The organism is Pontibacter flavimaris, assembly GCF_001907195.1.
Classification (GTDB): Bacteria; Bacteroidota; Bacteroidia; order Cytophagales; family Hymenobacteraceae; genus Pontibacter; species Pontibacter flavimaris.
In genome coordinates, this window is record NZ_LVWA01000013.1 from 96,078 (window position 1) to 115,952 (window position 19,875).

Genomic DNA, 19,875 nt, shown 5'->3' on the forward strand with positions numbered 1-19,875 from the left:
CTTAACACCGCATTTACCGTTTTACACTACTATGGCACACGATCACCACCACCACGGGCAGCACCAGAGCGGCAGCAACATAAAAGTGGCTTTTTTCCTGAACCTGGGCTTTACCATCCTCGAGATTATAGGCGGCATCTGGATAAACAGCGTAGCCATACTTTCGGATGCCCTCCACGATCTGGGCGACTCGCTCTCGCTGGGCCTGGCCTGGTATTTCGAGAATGTGGCCAAGCGCGGGCGCGACCATAAGTATACTTTTGGCTACAAGCGCTTTGCGTTGCTGGGGGCGGTGATCAACTCGGTGGTGCTGCTGGTGGGCTCCTTCATCATACTTTCGGAGGCAGTGCCCCGCATCTGGAACCCGCAGGAGGTGCATGTGCCGGGCATGATCGCCTTTGCCATACTTGGGGTGATCGTGAATGGGGCGGCTGTGCTGCGCCTGAAGGGAGGCAGTTCGCTGAACGAGCGCGTGGTGCGGCTGCACCTGATGGAGGACGTGCTGGGCTGGGTGGCGGTGCTGGTGGGCGGTATCATCCTATACTTCTTCGACCTGCCCTGGATAGACCCGCTGCTGTCGGTGGTGATAACGCTGTATGTGCTGTATAACGTGGTGCGCAACTTGCGCGAAACCATGAACATCCTGCTGCAGGGCTCCCCTTCCCATATTAAGCCAGAGGCGGTGGAGGCAAAGCTGCAGGAGATGGAGGAGATCAACTCGGTGCACGACCTGCACATCTGGACCCTGGACGGCGCCTACAACGTACTCACCGTGCATGCCGTCGCCACCTCGGCGCTGCCGCTACCCCAGGCCGAAGAGCTGAAGAAGCGGGTGCGCTCGGAGATGGCCGCCATGGACATACAGCACGTCACCATCGAGCTCGAGAGCCCGGGCGAGGAATGCAGCCACGAGGGCAGCCTCTGAAAAGTTAGTTCTGGTTCAGGTGCACTGCCTCGCGCACGAGGTCGGCGAAGTACGCCTCATCGATATCGGCGATGGTGCGGATCTTAATGTGCGGGTACTGGCCGTTGCGGCTCACCAGGCGGCGGTGCGGGTCGGACAGCTCCTTGCCCCGGAAAAAACCAAAATGAATACCGCTGCGCGAGGAGGAGAAGTAGCACACCGGGCCGTAGAAGAAATAGCAGGCACAGTCCCAGCGCACGCACTCCTCCAGGTGGGCCACAGAGGCGTTGATAATGCGGCGCACCTCCTGGGCCAGCAACTGTTTCTCCGACGATAGTTTGTCTATATACTCATCAACTTGGTTTGTGGTCGTTTTGCTTCTCATATGGGGGTCGGGTTCTCTACTCGATTTAAAACTCAAGAACACTTAAATATACTGAAGTTTTAATATACGACAAAAAAAGCAAAGAGGTTGTTGTAGATGCTTTGGAAGAGCTATATAGAGGGTTTTGGATATAAATAAAGTATAAACCCCTGCCGGAGGCCCTACAGCAGCTGCAGCAGGCGCTGCTCCAGCTCCCCCAGGTCCACGTAGCCGGCGGCGAGGCGCTGCGGACCGTCCTCGGTGCTCAGGTAAACGCTTGGGTAGGTGGTGGCCCCGATGCTGTCCACGTAGGCAAACTCCTCCTCCATCTGCTGCATAATCTCCTCAGACTCAAACAGGGTCAGGAACAGGTTCTCAGGAATGCCGAAAAGGCGGACGAGGCGCACCAGCTCCATGGTATCCTTCAGGTCGATGTTATCCACGAAAAAGGCGGAGTGCATGGCCCGGAGCACCTCCAGCGTAAGCACGGGCCGCAGCAGGCGCACGCAGAGCATGGCGCGGCAGGCGGGTTCGGTGTTAAACACAAAACTGCGCTGGATAAAAAAGCGGTATTCGAACGGAAGGTAGGTGCGCTCCTGCACGCGGTGCCAGCTCAGGGCCAGGCGCTCTTTGTGCTCGTGCTGCAGCGGCTGCGTGTCGTGCGCCTGCAGCTCCCCGAAAAGCACCTTCACCTCTACCCGCCCCTGCCACAGGGCCCGCAGGCGGCGCACCACCGGCGTAAAGCCATAGCACCACGCGCACATGGGGTTGGTAACGTAAAGCAGCGACAGGTTTTCGGGCAGGTCTCTCATCATGGCTTGGCTCTGTTTCTATACTTTCTACGGGGATGGGGATGTTAGATGTTCGCTATTTGTTAGCAGCCACTCTCAACTTTCTAACGCTAAGCGTAGATCATTTTCACGGTCATGCCGCCGTCTATCGTTATACTTTGCCCCGTGATGAAGCCGGCTTTGTCGGAGCAGAGGAAGAGGGCGGCCTCGGCAATGTCGGATGGCTGGCCCACTCTGCCCACGGGGTGCTGCTCGCTGTCTTCTTTGGTGTGCTGCGGCGCATACTTCTCGCTCTGCTTTTTCCAGTCGCCCACCTCAATCCAGCCCGGGGCGATGGCGTTTACCCGCACCCGCTCCCGGGCCAGGCTCACCGCCAGCGAATGGGTTAGCGCCTCCAGCCCACCCTTGGAGGCAGAGTAGGCAAAAGTATCGGGCTCCGACATAAAGGCACGGGTGCTGGAGATGTTCAGGATGGCCGGGTGCTCGGCCAGCTGCAAAAGCGGCAAGGCATTCTTGGCGCACAGCAGCGGGCCGCGCAGGTTCACAGTCAGCACCCTGTCGAAGGCGGCCATATCCAGCTCCTGCAGCGGCCCCTGAAACGGGTCGGCAATGCCGGCGTTGTTGATGAGCGCATCCAGGGATTTATACTTTTCCCCCACCTGCCGCAGCAGCGCCTGCACCTCCTCCTCCCTACTTACATCGCAAAGTATAAACACGGCTTGATGCCCCTGTTCCTGCAGCCACTGCTCCGCCTGCTGGCCGGCTTCCCCGTCTTTATCGGCCATGATGACGGTGGCCCCTTCCTGGGCAAACCGGTAGGCCATGCCCAGGCCAATGCCCTGCGCGCCGCCGGTTATAAGTATGGTTTTGTGCCGATAGTAGGAATCGCTCATTTTATACTTCTGATGTGGTGGAATAAGTATTATGGATGTTCTGGCTGTGCTGGCAAGTATACGCCCGCAGGTAAAGGGTAAACGACAAACCCGCCGCATCTACAGGTATAAATGCAGCGGGTTTGCCTTGTTGCGCCGGTGGCGGCTTACCTTTTCTCCAGCTGTCGCTTCAGTTTCTCCTCCACGTTCTTGAGCAGTTCAAACCAGTTGTCGCCCTCGTCCTGCGCAAAAACATCGTTGCCCGGTATACCCACGCGCATGCGCACGCTCTTGCTGTTGGTAGCATGGCTGGCCTCTTCCTTAAAGTATACATCCACGGAGTCGATCTTTTTTGCGTGGCGCTTCACCTTGTCGATGGTGTCGCGCACCCCCTGCTGCAGCGCGTCGGAAATGGAGATATCAACGGCCTGCACGTCTAGTTTTATGCCTTCGTAATGCTCGGTGTAGTTCATAGTTTGTTTCGTTTCAAGTATGGATGGGCGGGTTTTATACTTTATGCGTACCGCTCCGGTTCTGCCTGTTAAACGTAAGGCCGGGGCTTTGGTTTGGCAGCCGCCCACTACTGCTGCCTCCGTTAGTACATGGCCCTCCGCCCCTTTTCATACTTTCTTTCCGGCATTTCTTATGGCGAATAGGCACCGAGTGCACATTATTTTTAAAATATTCATTCCTTTCGCTTGACATTACGTAAAGCACTATTAACTTTGAAACTCAAAGTACTTTATTATGAACCAGCAGCAAGACCAGTTAGCCACCCTGCACGAGATCCGAAACATCATGGATCGCTCTTCCCGGTTTATCTCACTGAGCGGGCTCTCGGGAGTGGCTGCCGGCGTTTCGGCGCTTATCGGGGCCGCTGTGGTCAGATGGTACCTGGCAACGCAAAACATCAACTTCAGCCAGCACCTGGGCCGCGATCTGACCCACGAGAACCTGATGTTTCTGGCGGCGGTGGCGGGGCTGGTGTTTATACTTGCCCTTTGCTCGGCTACCTACTTCACGGCGCGCAACGCCAGGAAGAACAGCCACCGCGTGTGGGATAGCAAGACGGAGCGCATGCTCGTGAACCTGTTCATACCTGTGGCGGCGGGCGGTGTGTTCTGCGCCATACTTGTTTACCACGACCTGCTGTACCTGGTGGCGCCTGCCATGCTCCTGTTTTACGGCTGCGGCCTACTGAATGCCAGCAAGTATACGTTGAGTGATATCCGTTACCTGGGGGTCTGCGAAATCATACTTGGCTTGGTCGCCAGCTTCTTTATAGGGTATGGCTTGCTGGCCTGGACGGTAGGTTTCGGGGTGCTGCACATCGTGTACGGGGCGCTGGTATACTATAAATACGAACGCTAACAGGCCGGTGAAAGATTACCTTGAAAATATAAACAAGGCCTTCGAAAGCAGGGCGCGGCTGGGCATTATGTCGGTGCTGATGGTGGAGGAACGGGTGGACTTTAACACCCTGAAGGAAACGCTGCAGCTCACGGACGGCAACCTGGCCAGCCACCTGCGCGCCCTGGAAGAGGCTGAGTACCTGCGCGTGGAAAAGCAGTTTGTGGGCCGCAAGCCGAACACGACCTACCATGCCACCAAGGCAGGCCGCGACGCTTTCACCAGCCACCTGGATGCGCTGGAGCAATTAATTTTAAGCAACCGCAGCGGGAGCTAATTTTTTTATACTTATACTTTGCTTTTCAAAGTACTTTATAAACAACGGAATTATTTAAGAACGATTAAAATTTACAAGGCATGACTCACAAAAACGAATCACAGAATCAGCCCATCCATCCGGCTTCAGCGGGGAAGCGGATGCTAACGGGCGCGGGGATTGGCCTGATCCTAATCTCCTTCTTCCTGCTCGGTGCCGGAGACCCTAATCCGGAGTGGCCGGCGCTATGGTGGATCAGGCCGCTGCTGGTGGTTCCGGCGGCCGGTGCCCTCGGCGGCCTGTTCTATTACAACATGGACCATCTCCGCTCCCGGGGCGGGTGGCGGGAGGGCTTTGCCTATTTCCTGAGCCTGGTTGTGTTCCTCGTCGTGCTCTGGCTCGGGACAGTTTTAGGGCTGGCCAGCACCATGTGGGATTGACCGGAATTGAAAAGGTGTTTAAAAAATCTAAAGTATAAAACCATGCACGGCAAGAACGACTACCAGGGAGAAGTGGCAAAAAATGACGGCGCCACCGCCCTGACCATCATCAGCTGGCTGTTTGGCATCCTCTTTTTCGCCATCGGCTTTGTGAATACCTTCTGGGGGAACGACCCCGGTTTTGGCATTTTCATCCTGCTGCTTTCGCTCCTCTACTTCCTCCCCGTGAACGTCATCATCCAGAGAGTACTCGGATTCTCTATCCCGAAGATGTGGCTGGTCAAAATCCTGGTGGGTGCCTTCATCCTCTGGGCAGCCATGGGCGTGGGCGAGCTGTTCGACAAGGTAGAGCTGATGCTGCATGACCTGTAGGGACAAATAATTAAACAGATAACCACTTAAAACCAGAACGTTATGATCACGCAAAACAAAAGACTTGCAGCCATTGTGCTCACCGTAGTATGCCTGCTTCTCATTCCCTTTACAGCCATGCAGTTTACAAGCGAGGTAGACTGGGACCTGTTCGACTTTGTGCTCATGGGCGCGCTGCTGCTTGGCACCGGCCTGCTGTGCGAGCTTGTGATCAGGAAAGTGAGGAACATGGATTACCGGATCGGCCTGATTGCCCTTCTCCTGGTAGCGCTCTTCCTCATTTGGGCAGAACTGGCCGTCGGTATCTTCGGGTCGCCGTTCGCCGGAAGTTAGGCCATGATACCTTGAAAGTTGAAAAGCCACAGACTGGAGTAGAAAGTATAAAAAGGCAACAAAAACTAAAGTAACAATGGAAAGCAAAACTGAAATGCGCAACAGGCCGAGCATCGGGGATATTGGCGGCTGGCTATTTGGCCTGCTCCTGCTCATAGTGGGCATACTGAACATGGTGTTGGTGCACCCCGTTCCGGGAGTGGCGTACCTGCTGATCTCATTGGTATACTTTCCGCCGGCAAATGCCTACTTCCGCCGAAAGCTCGGCTTCCCGGTCCCACTTATCCTGAAAATCATCCTGGGCGTTGTTCTCTTCCTGTTCACGTTTGGCGTGAGCGACCTGGGGGATATGATCGATAAACTGTAAAAACACGCTGGCACCAGCAGTATACTTTCCACATACCCACCACATCAGCCATGAAAGACGAAATCCTTACCCACCTACACGACCCCGGCGGGCTCGAAAAGCTGTACAGAAACAACAAGGCGCCTTTTGCCCAGGAGTTCCGGGCGATGTATCCCGAGCTGAGGGGAAACCTGCTGGCGGATTTCTGGAACGAAAGACTCAGCTATGAGAGCGACGTCATTTCCTGGGGCTCCGCCCGCGACATCCTGCTGGTGGTGATGGCGTCGCTGGTGGCAGGCATACTGGCTAAAATCCCCGCTTTCCTGCCTGTTGATGAGGCGTTCTTTTACCCCAGAAACATCGGCTTCATTGTCTTTCCGCTGCTCACGGCATACTTTGCCTGGCGGAACAAACTGCCGGCAGGTAAGGGAGCTATACTTGGCGGGGCCATACTTCTCCTCCTGGTCTACATCAACCTGCTGCCCGACGCCCCCACGAGCGACACCCTTATATTAGCCTGTCTGCACCTGCCCCTGGTGCTATGGGCCTTGCTTGGGATAGCCTTTGCCGGCAACGATTTCCACAACTATAACAGGCGGCTCGGATACCTCCGCTTCAACGGCGACCTGCTGGTGATGGCTGCGCTGCTGGTGATAGCGGGCGTGCTCATGACCGGGATTACGATCGGGCTCTTCGCAATCATCGGGATTCAGATAGAGGAGTTTTACGCAGCATACATCGGCGTTTTCGGGCTGGCAGCCATCCCGATCGTAGCCACCTACCTGACGCAAACCAACCCGCAGCTGGTAAACAAGGTATCGCCCGTCATCGCCAAGATCTTTAGTCCGCTGGTGCTGCTCATGCTCACTATCTACCTCATCGCTATCCCCTTCTCCGGCAAGGACCCCTACACCGACCGGGACTTCCTGATATTGTTCAATGTGCTGCTGATCGGGGTGATGGCGCTTATCTTTTTCTCTATTGCCGATAAGTCCAGGAGCGAGCAGGACACAGCGGGTACGTGGGTATTGTTGCTCCTGGCCATCGTGACGGTTATCGTGAACAGCATCGCCTTATCGGCCATCCTGTTCCGGATCGCGGAGTGGGGGATTACGCCGAACAGGCTGGCGGTGCTGGGCAGTAACATCCTGATGCTGGTGCACCTGCTGCTGGTAACCCGTACGCTTCTCAGATCGCTCACAAAGAAGGAGGACATGGGAGCCGTGGGCAGGACCATCGCTTTTTACCTGCCGGTGTATTTTGTCTGGGCGGCTGTGGTGGTGTTTTTGTTTCCGGTGATTTTTGGGTTTAGGTAAAGTATGGTGTCGCTGATAACATCTCAGGTAACATAGCTTTAAAAAAGTATAAGCCCTCCCTGCAGCAGATGCGGGAGGGCTTTATACTTTCCTGTAAAGTACACCTACATTAAGCATTGCAGTATTCTATCAAGTATAGCGGTCCTAGGAGCGCCAGCATTTTATACTTTGGTTTGCTGAGGACAGAATGGCTAATAGAGTAACGGTAATACCATCTTTTGTAGCTTGTTTATCTCCGCATACCCCCAACCCTCCCCCACCCTTTCCCCGTTTAATAGCACAGGAATTAACCATTAAAGTTGAAGGCTTATGAACACCCTACCTGTCAACTGGCTTACCGAAGGACTCCTGGATTTTGAGTACAAGAAATACCTGCTGCTGGCTTACCTGCAGGCCGCCAAAGCTGAGTTTGGCAAGCAGCGCCTCTACCCTATCTTCTCCGACCTGATCATGCACTACCGCAACCTCAGGCAGGTAAAGGAGCACAAGCAGCTGGTGTACGAGAAGTTTCCGCAGCGCATCAGCCGCGCCGACTTCGAGAAGCTGGAGCTGGTGTACGAAAAGATCGTGCAGGACGACGAAACGATGGAGCAGATAGAGGAGATCATCCAATACGCCACGCCACTTTTCGGCCAGGCGCTGGAGGAGGGCAAAGAGCTGTATGATTTCGTGGAGCGGCACCTCGAGATCACCCCGGTGGGCATCACGCCTATTTACCATAACGAGGGCTACCTTTTCCTGGAGAGTTTGCCCGGCCGGGAAACGCTGGTGTACAGCTACCTCATCACCGTATTTGAGAATACCTACGAGAAGTACAGGGGCATTCAAACACAGCACCTGCAAACCGTGCGGCGGGGACTCACGCTCACGCACGAGCACCTCAAAATCCAACTTATAAAAGAGCGGAAGGAGCTTCCCAACCCCGCCACCTTCGCCGCCGTGTCTACGTTGCCGGTGCCCCTGGAGCAGTCGCTGCTGCCCATTGCCAAGCGCTCGCTGGTAAAGTATGTCACCAGAATGGCGGCTTAGGGTGCAATTGCCGCCTGTCCGGAAGAAAACCTACCCAAAATTTACACAATCCAGAAAAAGCCTTAATTTTGCGGTATCAGTAAAAGACGGAAACGTCTGTAAATTAAATTTATAGAGAAGAGGCGAGAGAATAGGCTCCCTGACCCTCTGGCAACCTGTTGAAGAGCAAGGTGCCACATCCTATCCCGGCTGGACCGGGGCATATAAATACACGATGCCATGCAAACCTACCACACCACACCACCACCATGTAAGGCCAACCGTCGCTTCGCTTCGGCACGGGCCACTGTTACCCAAAATGTCCAAACCTTAAAGACCTGCTGTTGTTGCTGTTGCACGTGCTAAGGTAGCACCAGCCCGATTTGCTTCTGGCATACCGCTTGTGTGGCAGGTATGGCCTTGGAACATCACAAAACAGGTTTCTTTTTGTCGCTTTATCCGGAAAGGGTATGGCAGGGACGCCATTTTACAATGAACTGTAAGGTTCTGGTTTTACCTCTGTTTCAATTTGTTACTATATGAATATATCACAGGAAATACTGGCTAAGCTCGATGCGTTGCGGAACGCCGTGGCCGGTTTACCGGCGGCTGAGGGCCTGCGCCACCTGGCGGCGGAGTTCAGCGGCAGCATTGCCTTCTCCTCCAGCCTGGGTGTGGAGGACCAGCTCATCACCCACTACATCTTTGAGCAGGACCTGCCCATACGCGTGTTTACCCTCGATACCGGTCGCCTCTTTAACGAGAGCTATACGTTGCTGCACAAAACCAACCAGCGCTACGGCAAAAAGATAGAAGTATACTTTCCGAAGCACGAGGCCGTGGAGCAGCTGGTAAATGGCAAAGGCCCGATGAGCTTCTACAACTCCATCGACGACCGCAAGGAGTGCTGCTATATCCGCAAGGTGGAGCCCCTGAACCGCGCCCTGCAGGGCGTGCAGGTATGGGTAACCGGCATCCGCGCCGGGCAGTCAGGCGCACGCCAGGACCTGCAGCTGCTGGAGTGGGATGAGGCGCACCAGCTCATAAAGTATAACCCACTGCTAAATTATACTTTAGACGAGGTGTGGGACACGGTAAAAGCCCTGCAGATTCCTTATAACCCGCTGCACGACAAAGGCTTTGTGAGCATTGGCTGCGCCCCCTGCACCCGCGCCATTCAGCCGGGAGAGGATTTCCGCGCCGGCCGCTGGTGGTGGGAGGACAACTCCAAAAAAGAGTGCGGACTGCACGCCAAGTAAGTTAGAAAGTTAAAAAGTTAGAGAGTTAGAAAGTGAAGGTTTGACAAACCATCGTCATTCAGTCACTCCATTACTCATTCAAAATTGATATGACACAGAGATACCTGGATTACCTCGATCAGTTGGAGGCGGAGGCGATTCACATTATGCGCGAAGTGGCGGGGCAGTTTGAGAAACCGGCCCTGCTTTTCTCAGGAGGCAAGGATTCCATCACCCTGGTGCGGCTGGCCGAGAAGGCCTTCCGGCCCGGCAAGTTCCCGTTCCCGCTGGTGCACATCGACACCGGACACAATTTCCCGGAGGCCATCCGCTACCGCGACGAGCTGGCTGAGCGCCTGGGCGAGAAACTGATCGTGCGCAACGTGGAGGAAACCATCAAACGCAAGAACCTATCGGAGCCGAAGGGCCGCTACGCCAGCCGCAACGCGCTGCAGACCCATACCTTGCTGGAGACCATCGAGGAGTTCGGCTTTGACGCCTGCATTGGCGGTGCCCGCCGCGACGAGGAAAAGGCCCGCGCCAAGGAACGCATCTTCTCGGTTAGGGACGAGTTTGGCCAGTGGGACCCGAAACGCCAGCGCCCCGAGCTCTGGAACATCTACAACGGCCGCATCAGCAAGGGCGAGAACGTGCGCGTGTTCCCGATCTCCAACTGGACCGAACTGGACGTGTGGAACTACATCAAGCGCGAGGAAATAGCGCTGCCCAACATCTACTACACCCACGAGCGCGAGTGCCTGGTGCGCGACGGCAAGCTGATGGCCTGGTCTGACTTTATCTTCCAGGAGCCGGACGACGTGGTGGTAACCAAGCAGGTGCGCTTCCGCACGGTGGGCGACATGACCTGTACCGCCGCCGTGGAAAGTATAGCGCATGACATTGACGGCGTGATCGCCGAGATTCTGGAGTCAAAGATCAGTGAGCGCGGCGCTACCCGCATCGACGACAAACTGTCGGAGACAGCGATGGAAGACCGTAAGAAAGGAGGATATTTTTAATGGACATACTACGATTTATCACGGCCGGCAACGTAGACGACGGCAAAAGCACCCTCATCGGACGCCTGCTCTACGACACCAAGCAGATTTTTGCCGACCAGCTCGAAGCCATTGAAAGCTCCGGCCGCGTGAACGAGGACGGGCAGGTAGACCTTTCCTTGCTGACAGACGGGCTGAAGGCGGAGCGCGAGCAGGGCATCACCATCGACGTGGCCTACAAGTACTTCTCCACCGAGCGGCGCAAGTTCATCATCGCCGATGCGCCGGGCCACATCCAGTATACCCGCAACATGGTAACGGGTGCGTCTAACTCCAACCTATCTATTATACTTGTAGATGCCCGCAAAGGCGTGCAGGAGCAAACGCGCCGCCACTCCATCATTTCCTCGCTGCTGGGCATCCCGCACCTGGTTATCTGCATCAACAAAATGGACCTGGTGGGTTATGATGAAGAGGTATACGACCGGATTGTGGCGGACTACAGGCGGTTTGCCCGCAAGCTGCGCGCCAAAGAAATCACCTTTATACCTGTAAGCGCCCTGAAAGGCGATAACATTGTGGATGGCTCCGAGTTGACCATGCCCTGGTACAAAGGCCCGAGCCTGCTGGAGCACCTGGAGCAGGTACCCGTATCGCGGGACTTCAACCTGGAGGATGCCCGCTTTCCGGTGCAGTATGTCATTCGTCCGCTTACGGCTGAGCACCACGACTACCGTGGCTACGCCGGTAAGGTGATCAGTGGCACCTATAGGGCAGGCGACAAGGTAACCGTGCAGCCATCAGGCCAAGCTACTACCATTAAATCGGTGGAGCTGGGCGGCAGGGTGCTGGAGGAGGCCTTTGCGCCGATGTCGGTGGTGCTACAACTGGCCGATGAAGTGGACATTAGCCGCGGCGATATGATTGTGAAAGCCGCTGACGGACTGGAAGTAGCCCAGGAGTTTGAGGCCGAAATATGCTGGATGCACCACAAAGCCCTGAAACCAGGTGCTAAGCTGCTGCTCCGCCACAACTCCACCGAAACACGCTGCGTGGTGCGTAATATTGATTATAAAATCGATATCAACACGCTCGACCACCTGGAGGACGTGGACCAGATACAGCTGAACGACATCTGCCGCGTGCAGATCAAAACGGCCTCCCCACTCCTGCTCGACAAGTATGCCGACAACCGCTCCAACGGCGGGTTTATACTGGTAGATGAGACCTCATTCGCCACGGTGGGAGCCGGTATGGTAGCAGAGGTAGAGTATTAACCTCAGGTTTATACTTCCTGATAAAGTAGAAAAGCCGCTGCAGTTTATACTTGCAGCGGCTTTTCTATTTCTGTTCCTACCGCCAGTTTAAGCGAAGCTGTAAAGGTGGTGAAATATGGCAGCCAGTTTGAAACTGGCTTCATTAACTGCCACATTTACGCTATCGCTAAACTGGCGATATGGTTATCATTTGCCCTCGCTCGCCTCCGGCGAGCGAGGGTTTATACTTGCAGCAGCTTTATATTTAATCAGCTTGTTCGTCTACTACCCTACTTCACTAACTCAAAAGTATAACTGATCGTGGCAGTCTTGTAAAGTATAGCCGCCACCGAGCAGTATTTGTCCATCGACAGCTGGATGGCCTGTTGTACTTTCAGTTCCTCCAGTTCTCCGCCAAGTATAAAGTGGATGTGGATCTGTTTAAATACGGAGGGCAATTCTCCCTGCTCCCGCTCGGCCTTCACGTTAATTTTAAAGGAGTCGATCGGCTGGCGCTTCTTTTTCAGGATCTGGATGATGTCGATGGCGCTGCAGCCGCCCAGGCCCATGAGCAGCATTTCCATCGGGCGGGCGCCGGCGTTGTGCCCACCGATCTCCGGCGAGCCATCTATATTGATTTCTACGCCTGAGGCTCCTGTGGCTACAAAGTGAAAATCCTGGTCTACGCGTGTCAGGTTTACTTCCATGTGTTTTTATTAAAAGGCTGCAGGCTACGATTGCAGGTGGTGTAAAAGTGAATTTATACGTGATGAATGGTTCGAAAAACTGCACCGATTTTAGCTATCACCACTTACCCTCTTCAAAGGGAAACTATTAAGCTCAGATTTAACGCCTATTTAAGTTTTGTCATTCTGTTAAGAAGCTTGGTAGAAGGGAGGTTAAGCTACTGCTATCTGCTACAAAGATCCTTTCAGGATGACAAAACGAAGAAAATGAAACGGCCCTGCTCCTGAAGGGGCAGGAGGATGCTTATTTGCTAACGCTACACCCGCCCCAGCGCCTGTTGCATGTCCGCCAGAATGTCGTTTATACTTTCCAGGCCCACCGAAACGCGCACCAGGCCCGGCGTAATGCCTGTGGCCAGCCGCTCTTCCTCGGTCAGTTTGGAGTGCGTGGTGGAGGCCGGGTGCGTCACGATGGTACGGGTATCGCCCAGGTTGGAGGTGATGCTGGCCATCTGCAGGTTGTCGATAAAACGTTTGGCTGCCTCATAGCCGCCTTTTACCTGCAGCGTGACAATGCCGCCCCCCAGGCGCATCTGCTTTTTTGCCAGCTCATACTGCGGAAACGATGGCAGGAACGGGTAATTTACCTTCTCCAGGGCCGGATTTCCTTCCAGGGCCTCCGCCAGTTTCAGGGCATTTTCGCAGTGCTTCTCCATGCGCAGGCTCAGCGTCTCCAGGCTTTTCGACAGTATCCAGGCATTAAACGCCGAGAGCGCCGGACCGGTATGGCGGGCGAAAAAACGTACCTGTGCTATCAGCTCCTTGCTACCCACCGCGATACCTCCCAGCACACGGCCCTGCCCATCGATATACTTGGTGGCCGAGTGCAGCACCAGGTCCGCGCCATAGTCGGCAGGCGTCTGCAGGACGGGCGTGGCAAAGCAGTTATCCACCACCAGCAGCAGGTTATGCTTTTGCTTGAGCTCCCCCAACCACGCCAGGTCGATCAGTTCCAGACCCGGGTTAGAAGGTGTCTCGATAAGTATAAGCTTGGTCGCGGGCGTGATCAGGTCTTCCCACTCCTCCGGTTTGGCCGCATCGGCATACGTATAGGTAATGCCCCATTTCGGGAAGATGTTGGTAAGCAACTGGTGCGTGGAGCCGAACACGGAACGGCAGGCCAGCACGTGGTCGCCGGACTGCAGCAGTGCCCCCAGGCTGCCGAAAATAGCGCCCATCCCGGAGGCGAAGGCAAAGCCATCCTCGGCCTTTTCCAGGAAGCACATCTTCCGGATCAGCTCGTCTACGTTCGGGTTGCCGTAGCGGGAGTATACCTGCCCCGGCTCCTCGTCGGCAAATACGGCGCGCGCCTGTTCAGCGTCCTCAAACGTGAAGCTGGAGGTAAGGTATAAAGGCACCGAGTGCTCCCGGTAGTGAGATTGCTGTGCTTGCAGGCGTATGGCCCCGGTTGTGTTATCACTCATATAATTTCTTTTTTGTATAGATCCCCGATCGTTTGCATCTGCGGGGCTCGGTCAGCAGTTAGTCCTTAAAACGGCAGCGCCATCACGATCAGCCGCAGGCTGACGATGATCACTACAATGCCCACGATGATCATCATGGTCTTAACCGGCAGACGGCGCGCCATCATGGCCCCGATGGGTGCCGAGATGCAGCCACCAAGTATAAGCCCCAGGATAATCTGCCAGTGCGAGATACCGGCAAAGGCCACAAAGGTAGCCGAGCTGGCAATGGAAACGAAAAACTCAGCCAAATTCACGGAGCCGATGGTGTACATGGGGTTACGGCCCTTGGCGATGAGCGTGGACGACACGATCGGCCCCCAGCCCCCGCCCCCGATGGCGTCCAGAAATCCGCCCGCCGTAGCCAGGACGCCCAGCTTTTTCACCGGCTGCTTCTTCACCTTCTTCCGCAGCACCTTGCGCAGGATCAGGATGCCCAGCACCAGGGTATACCCCGCCACCAGCGGCTTGATGACGTACAGGTATTCTTCAAACGTAACAAGCAGGTACGCACCCAGGATGGCCCCGAGCACCCCCGGCAGCACGATGTTCTTAAACAGCTTGTTGTTCACGTTCCTGAACTTGAGGTGCATCCAGCCCGATACGCCGGAGGTGAAGATCTCGGAGGCGTGCACACTGGCGCTGGCTGCCACCGGGCTCACCCCTACGCTCAGCAGAAACGTGGTGGCACTCACGCCATAGGCCATGCCCAGGGCTCCGTCGATCAGCTGCGCCACAAAGCCGGCAAGTATGAAAATGAGAATATCCGAGTCGATCTGCGCGGCAACGTCCAGGGCCAGGTTACCTATGGTCTGCAGCGGGATGTAGCTGAACAACAGGTGCCCCGTCACCATCAGGGCGATGGCCGAGAATACCAGCACCAGTACCGAGGTCAGGTTATACTTGAGCAGGATTTTAGGCACCGGAACCGCCAGCTCTTCCCGCACTTTCGGTTTTGCAGCAGACACGGGTGCTGCGCCGGCCCTGCTCACCAACACCCCGCGCGACCTGGCCAGGTCGTGAATGGCTTTGTCTAAGAGAAGGTCCCCGGTTGCCAGCAGCACCAGCTCCACCCCTTCCAGGTCCTCCTCCTGAAACTCGCGCAGCTCCAGCTCCACCCTCGGGTGCGCGACCGCCAGCCTGCGCAGCTCTGCGCCTGCCTCCGGTGTTACCAGCCGTACCTGTGCCCTGGGGTTCGCCTCAAGTATGGCCGACAGTTGTTCGAGCGCCGCGTTACCGCCGCCTACCAGCAGCGTCTGTAGCTCCTGCATGTTCAGGTAAACCGGGAAAAGCGGCTCAGCCTTTCCTGCCGCACCTACCTCCGGAGCAGGCGCAGCAGTGGCTTTGTTCAAGGGGGTGTTCATGCTATTCTGATGCCTCTGTTGTGTAATGGTTGGCAGGACCTGTGGCGGTTGTGCGGATACCGGAAAAAATGTTTCTGCAGGCCCGGCCAAATTTACACACTAGCCACCGGAATACCGCCAAACGCGCCGATAATTACAACTAAAACAGGCCTCTTTTATAGCAAAGCATGGGATGAAAGTATAAGGTCCATTCCGGTCCCATCCATACTTTCATGCTTCCTGATCAGGTATCATCCCTGCACCCGGGCTAACCTGCAAAGTATAAGCCTTGCCCTACCTTGTGCCCTTACAGCAGGTTGAGCCGCTTTTTATACTTCTGCAATTGCATTCTTTCTGCCGCTGCCCCACTCCACAGCCGACCAAGGCCCGGTTTATCCCCACCAACGGCTTATCGGGTGCCAAAGGCTATTCATCTAGAAACGCTGTGCATTGGTATATTCTGTTTTAGCGGTACAGTTTTGCCGCTTTACTTTGTAGTGTGAAGAACCAGAAACAGCGCGTATGAAGACGTTTACAAGTATGAAATTAACCGACCACCAGAACGCATAAACTATGAAGAAGCATTTACTACTGATCCTGCTTGGCCTGAGCACCACGGCGGGATGGGCACAGGCGCCGCAGCAGGCAAGCCCGCAACAACAGCAAGCCACCATGCCTGCCCCGAAAGGAAACGCCAGAATCAGCGGTGTGGTGCTGGATGCCGACACCAGGAAGCCTGTGGAGTTCGCCACCGTGGCCCTCATCAACCTGAGCACCGGCAAGGCGATCGACGGCACCATGGCCGACGACAAAGGCAGCTTCACGATCCAGAAAGTGGCGGCCGGCAAGTATAAACTCAACGTGTCGTTTCTGGGCTACCAGCAGCAGGTGGTGGAGAACGTCACCATCGCCTCTGATAACGCCGAGGTGAACGTGGGCACGATCTCGCTGGCCTCTGACACCAAGAAACTGAGCGAGGTGGTGATTACCGGCGAGAAGCCGCTGGTGGAAGAGAAAATCGACCGCACGGTGTACAACGCCGAGAAAGACATTACCAACGCCGGCGGCAACGCTGCCGACGTGCTGCAGAAAGTGCCGGCCCTGAGCGTGGACACCGACGGCAACGTGCAGCTGCGCGGCAGCGGCAACGTGCGCGTGCTCATCAACAACAAGCCGTCTTCCATCATGGCGGGCAGCGTGGCCGATGCACTCAAGCAGATACCGGCGGATATGATCAAAACCGTGGAAGTGATCACCAGCCCGTCAGCCAAGTATGACGCTGAAGGAACGGCAGGCATCATCAACATCATTACCAAAAAAGACAATGGACTGGAAGGTGTGAGCGGCTCTGTAGCAGTTACGGGCGGCACGCGCGCCAGCAACGGCAACGCCAGCCTGAACGTGCGTCGCGGCAAGCTGGGCATCAATGCCACCGGCAGCGGGGTGCACTTCTACAACCACGGCGACATGAGCAACATTACCACCTTTAACAATGAGGATGGGTTGCAGAGCAGGCGTGAGCAGTACGGCGACACCAAGATCCGGGGTGCCTTTATGAATGCGCAGCTCGGTTTCGACTACGACATCAATGCCAAAAACACTATCTCGGGTGGCGTGCGCCGCAACGGCGGCCAGTTCAGAATGGAGAACGACCAGCTGCAGCGCTTCACTGAGAACGGCGTGGAAGATCCGGCTTATACGTTCAACACCGACATCGAGAACCGCAACAAGCGCCTGGGCACGGACCTGAACCTGGACTATGTGCATACGTTCGGGAAACAGGGCCAGGAACTGGCGATCCTGTCGCAGTACACCATGACCGACACCGACACCCGCAACTACCAGGACCGCTATACTGCCGGCGAGGAGCCATTCTTCCTGCAGCGCAACAACAACGACGGCGCCAACAACGAGCTGACCTTCCAGGCCGATTACGTGCAGCCTTTCGACAACAAGACCACGCTGGAACTGGGCGCCAAGTCCATCTTCCGGGATGTGAAGAGCGACGGCTTCTACCGCGATATTTTTGTGGCAGAGAACGGTTCGGCTAACAGTAACCTGAACTTCGATTATGCGCAGGATGTGTACGCCTCCTACTTTACCTACGGCTTTGCCCTTAAGAAACTCAACTTTAAAGTAGGTACCCGTTACGAGCACACCGAAATCGAGGGTGATTACTTTCAGGTGCTGGAGAACGGCAGCCAGGAGCGTGAGAAGTACTCCGACAGCTACGACAACCTGATCCCAAGTATAGCTTTGTCTTATACGTTGAAGGAGAAGCATACGCTAAAGGCCAACTTCACGCAGCGTATCCAGCGCCCGTCGCTGTTCTTCCTGAACCCATTTGACCAGGAACAGGCACCCGGAACAATCGTGCGCGGTAATCCTCGCCTGGATGCCGAGTTGACCAACCTGTACGAGTTAGGCTACAGCACCTACTTCAAAACGGCCTCCGTCAGCGCCAACCTGTACATGCGCGAAACGGATAACGCCATCGAGACAGTGCCGGACCTGGAGGGTGATAACACCATCCTCACTTTTGCCAACGTGGCTCAGAACAAGACCTACGGCGTCAGCCTGTTCGGATCTGTTAAGCCTGTAAAGGCCTGGTCGGTGAGCGGCAGCGGAAACGTTTACTACGTGGACCTGAAGAGCTCGCTGTACGAAAACAGCGGCTGGATGTATAACATCAACGGTAATACCTCCTATGACTTTGGCAAAGGCTTCAGCGCCCAGTTTAACGGCGGCTTCAACTCGCGCAGAATACAGCTGCAGGGCAAGTTTGCCTCCTTCTCGTACCACTCGCTGGCCTTTAAGAAAGAGCTGTTTGAAGGCAAAGGCGGCCTGAGCCTGGGCCTGGATAACCCCTTCCGCAAGAGCATGAAGATGAACAACGACGTGGAGGCCATCGACTTCACCCAGCGCATGCGCATCAACAACTACAACCGCGGTGCCCGCGTTACCTTCGATTACCGCTTCGGAAAGATGGAGAAGCAGAAGCAGCCGCGCCGCAAGCGCAGCATCCGCAACGACGACACCAAGCAAGGCGACGGCAACGGCGGGGCCGGCGGCATCTAAGCCCCAAAAGTATAACTACTACCTATCTACCCGGACTCCCCGCCAGCGTTGGCGGGGAGTCTTTTTTTGCACGCTTTCCGGCCCGTTTTTTAGCCGGCGGCGATGGCAGAGTGGCCGGATTTGCTTAAGCTTGCAGTATGGCTTTATCTTCTGGATCGGATACCCTGCGCAACTGGGTGATTCGCTATACTTTCTTTTTCCTGGGGCTTGTTTTGTTTGGCCTCGGGGTGGGTATCTCGGTGAAGGTGCGGCACCTGGGCCTGCACCCCTGGGATGTGCTGAACGTGGCCATCTCGGAGAGATTCGGCTGGAGCATCGGCACCTGGAGCGTGCTGGTGGGCATGGCGCTCATACTGGTCTCGCTCTTCATTAGCCGGAAGTACGTCAACATCGGCACGTTCCTCAACGCGCTGCTCATCGGCCCCTTCATGGACTTTTTCCTGTGGCTGGACATTCTTCCGGAAGCAACCCATACCTGGCTTGATTACGTGTGGCTGCTGCTGGCTATACTTGTTACGGGCATGGCCGGTGGCCTGTATGTGGCGGGAGGCATAGGGGCCGGCCCCCGCGACGGCTTCATGCTGACGATCTCGGACCGCACCAAGCTATCGGTGAGTAAGGCCCGGATGGCGGTGGAAAGTGTTGTGCTGGTGATCGGTTTCCTTTTAGGCGGCCCGATCCATGTGGTGACGTTTCTCTACACGTTTATCCTGAGCCCCGTTTTCCAGGTATCGTTGAAGGTGTTTGCCAGGCTTAGGGAGGCGCTGAGCGAGGAGCGGCCGGAGGAAGTGAACGTATAAAAGGAGCTAAGAGCGAAAAAGCAGCCGTAGGGCTGCTTTTTTGTTACTTGAGAGTTTCGTAAAGCCTTTTCGTTTTCACGTGCAGCGAAAACCAGTCGTAGTTGCTGCGAAGCATGCTGAAGTTACTTCCTTCCACCACACCATTCACGCCTTTTTTGGCAAGCGCATCCGCAATAACGTTGTCCTCAATCACAAAAGAGTCTACCACCAGACCCCCGTTCACAAAAGAGCAAGCCAATCCTTTGTCGTCTGTTTTGTAAAGCAGCGTATTGCTTTCCTTTAATCCTTTCTCGATTCTTTCTAATTCTTTCATAGTATTAAGCTTCTAGGGTATATACATGCTAAATTTCCTGATAGTTCAAATCAAGAGAAGAAAATCACAAGTTTTTGCCCGAAATGGGTAAAAAGTTCAGGAAACAGTGTGGACAAACCCTAGATTCGTTCAATTCGCTTCGTGCTATACTTTAAGCGCATTGTTTTGTTATAACACTGACCTTTGCTGCAGCACCCTAGTCCCTGCAGCAAAGATGCAACTAAGCTC

At 55.3% G+C, this 19,875-nt stretch carries 22 protein-coding genes and 1 riboswitch; of the genes, 14 read left to right on the forward strand and 8 right to left on the reverse strand.

Features of this window, described 5'->3' with window-relative positions; genetic code table 11:
• Positions 1-31 precede the first annotated feature (31 nt).
• Entirely contained in the window at positions 32-925 is an 894-nt protein-coding gene (locus A3841_RS19645) for a cation diffusion facilitator family transporter (protein WP_073855159.1), read from the forward strand.
• A gap of 4 nt (positions 926-929) precedes the next feature.
• On the opposite strand, the gene A3841_RS19650 is transcribed toward A3841_RS19645, so the two are convergent.
• The 4 genes from A3841_RS19650 to hpf all read right to left on the reverse strand — a co-directional run bounded on the left by A3841_RS19650 (position 930) and on the right by hpf (position 3,404).
• Entirely contained in the window at positions 930-1,289 is a 360-nt protein-coding gene (locus A3841_RS19650) for a DUF1801 domain-containing protein (RefSeq protein ID WP_073855161.1), read from the reverse strand.
• Positions 1,290-1,450: 161 nt separating this feature from the next.
• The gene (locus tag A3841_RS19655; RefSeq protein WP_235861519.1) at positions 1,451-2,083 is read right to left on the reverse strand and encodes a DsbA family protein; all 633 of its coding nucleotides are present in this window, start codon (positions 2,081-2,083) and stop codon (positions 1,451-1,453) included.
• 86 nt (positions 2,084-2,169) lie between these two features.
• Positions 2,170-2,952 (reverse strand): glucose 1-dehydrogenase, encoded by a 783-nt coding sequence (locus A3841_RS19660; RefSeq protein ID WP_073855165.1) that lies wholly within the window; start codon positions 2,950-2,952, stop codon positions 2,170-2,172.
• A 146-nt stretch (positions 2,953-3,098) separates the two neighbouring features.
• Positions 3,099-3,404 carry a ribosome hibernation-promoting factor, HPF/YfiA family gene (hpf, locus tag A3841_RS19665; protein WP_073855168.1) on the reverse strand — a complete coding sequence of 102 codons (306 nt, stop codon included), beginning with the start codon at positions 3,402-3,404 and terminating at the stop codon, positions 3,099-3,101.
• A gap of 274 nt (positions 3,405-3,678) precedes the next feature.
• Here hpf and A3841_RS19670 point away from each other — a divergent pair, with 274 nt between their 5' ends.
• The 11 genes from A3841_RS19670 (at position 3,679) to A3841_RS19720 (ending at position 11,925) form a co-directional block, all read left to right on the forward strand.
• Positions 3,679-4,302, forward strand: a complete 624-nt coding sequence (locus tag A3841_RS19670; RefSeq protein WP_073855170.1) for a hypothetical protein — start codon at positions 3,679-3,681, stop codon at positions 4,300-4,302.
• A gap of 7 nt (positions 4,303-4,309) precedes the next feature.
• A complete protein-coding gene (locus tag A3841_RS19675) occupies positions 4,310-4,618 on the forward strand; it encodes a winged helix-turn-helix domain-containing protein (RefSeq protein WP_073855172.1) in 309 nt (102 codons plus the stop codon).
• An 80-nt stretch (positions 4,619-4,698) separates the two neighbouring features.
• Positions 4,699-5,037: a potassium transporter KefB gene (locus tag A3841_RS19680; RefSeq protein ID WP_073855174.1), complete on the forward strand. Its 339-nt coding sequence runs from the start codon at positions 4,699-4,701 to the stop codon at positions 5,035-5,037.
• A 42-nt stretch (positions 5,038-5,079) separates the two neighbouring features.
• Positions 5,080-5,409, forward strand: coding sequence for a hypothetical protein (locus A3841_RS19685; protein WP_073855176.1), 330 nt, complete (start codon positions 5,080-5,082; stop codon positions 5,407-5,409).
• A 42-nt stretch (positions 5,410-5,451) separates the two neighbouring features.
• Positions 5,452-5,742 carry a hypothetical protein gene (locus tag A3841_RS19690; RefSeq protein WP_073855178.1) on the forward strand — a complete coding sequence of 97 codons (291 nt, stop codon included), beginning with the start codon at positions 5,452-5,454 and terminating at the stop codon, positions 5,740-5,742.
• Between the two features lie 76 nt (positions 5,743-5,818).
• Complete coding sequence (locus A3841_RS19695) at positions 5,819-6,109, forward strand: hypothetical protein (protein WP_235861521.1); 291 nt, start codon at positions 5,819-5,821, stop codon at positions 6,107-6,109.
• 50 nt (positions 6,110-6,159) lie between these two features.
• On the forward strand, positions 6,160-7,404 hold the full coding sequence (locus A3841_RS19700) for a DUF4153 domain-containing protein (protein ID WP_073855180.1): 1,245 nt from the start codon (positions 6,160-6,162) through the stop codon (positions 7,402-7,404).
• A gap of 309 nt (positions 7,405-7,713) precedes the next feature.
• Positions 7,714-8,433, forward strand: a complete 720-nt coding sequence (locus tag A3841_RS19705) for a hypothetical protein (protein ID WP_073855182.1) — start codon at positions 7,714-7,716, stop codon at positions 8,431-8,433.
• 106 nt (positions 8,434-8,539) lie between these two features.
• Positions 8,540-8,643, forward strand: a riboswitch (SAM riboswitch).
• A 308-nt stretch (positions 8,644-8,951) separates the two neighbouring features.
• Positions 8,952-9,671 (forward strand): phosphoadenylyl-sulfate reductase, encoded by a 720-nt coding sequence (locus A3841_RS19710; RefSeq protein ID WP_073855184.1) that lies wholly within the window; start codon positions 8,952-8,954, stop codon positions 9,669-9,671.
• Between the two features lie 89 nt (positions 9,672-9,760).
• Entirely contained in the window at positions 9,761-10,669 is a 909-nt protein-coding gene (cysD, locus tag A3841_RS19715) for a sulfate adenylyltransferase subunit CysD (RefSeq protein ID WP_073855186.1), read from the forward strand.
• Positions 10,669-11,925 (forward strand): sulfate adenylyltransferase subunit 1, encoded by a 1,257-nt coding sequence (locus tag A3841_RS19720; RefSeq protein ID WP_073855188.1) that lies wholly within the window; start codon positions 10,669-10,671, stop codon positions 11,923-11,925. The genes cysD and A3841_RS19720 overlap by 1 nt, the downstream gene beginning before the upstream one ends.
• Positions 11,926-12,194: 269 nt before the next feature.
• On the opposite strand, the gene A3841_RS19725 is transcribed toward A3841_RS19720, so the two are convergent.
• The 3 genes from A3841_RS19725 to A3841_RS19735 all read right to left on the reverse strand — a co-directional run bounded on the left by A3841_RS19725 (position 12,195) and on the right by A3841_RS19735 (position 15,477).
• A complete protein-coding gene (locus A3841_RS19725; RefSeq protein WP_073855190.1) occupies positions 12,195-12,611 on the reverse strand; it encodes an OsmC family protein in 417 nt (138 codons plus the stop codon).
• 296 nt (positions 12,612-12,907) lie between these two features.
• Positions 12,908-14,074 (reverse strand): trans-sulfuration enzyme family protein, encoded by a 1,167-nt coding sequence (locus A3841_RS19730; RefSeq protein WP_073855192.1) that lies wholly within the window; start codon positions 14,072-14,074, stop codon positions 12,908-12,910.
• 65 nt (positions 14,075-14,139) lie between these two features.
• Positions 14,140-15,477, reverse strand: a complete 1,338-nt coding sequence (locus tag A3841_RS19735; RefSeq protein WP_073855194.1) for a TSUP family transporter — start codon at positions 15,475-15,477, stop codon at positions 14,140-14,142.
• A gap of 552 nt (positions 15,478-16,029) precedes the next feature.
• Here A3841_RS19735 and A3841_RS19740 point away from each other — a divergent pair.
• Together A3841_RS19740 and A3841_RS19745 are read left to right on the forward strand one after the other, a co-directional pair.
• On the forward strand, positions 16,030-18,534 hold the full coding sequence (locus A3841_RS19740; protein ID WP_073855196.1) for an outer membrane beta-barrel family protein: 2,505 nt from the start codon (positions 16,030-16,032) through the stop codon (positions 18,532-18,534).
• A gap of 137 nt (positions 18,535-18,671) precedes the next feature.
• The gene (locus tag A3841_RS19745; RefSeq protein WP_235861523.1) at positions 18,672-19,334 is read left to right on the forward strand and encodes a YczE/YyaS/YitT family protein; all 663 of its coding nucleotides are present in this window, start codon (positions 18,672-18,674) and stop codon (positions 19,332-19,334) included.
• 43 nt (positions 19,335-19,377) lie between these two features.
• On the opposite strand, the gene A3841_RS19750 is transcribed toward A3841_RS19745, so the two are convergent.
• Positions 19,378-19,647, reverse strand: coding sequence for a hypothetical protein (locus tag A3841_RS19750; RefSeq protein ID WP_073855198.1), 270 nt, complete (start codon positions 19,645-19,647; stop codon positions 19,378-19,380).
• Positions 19,648-19,875: the final 228 nt, after the last annotated feature.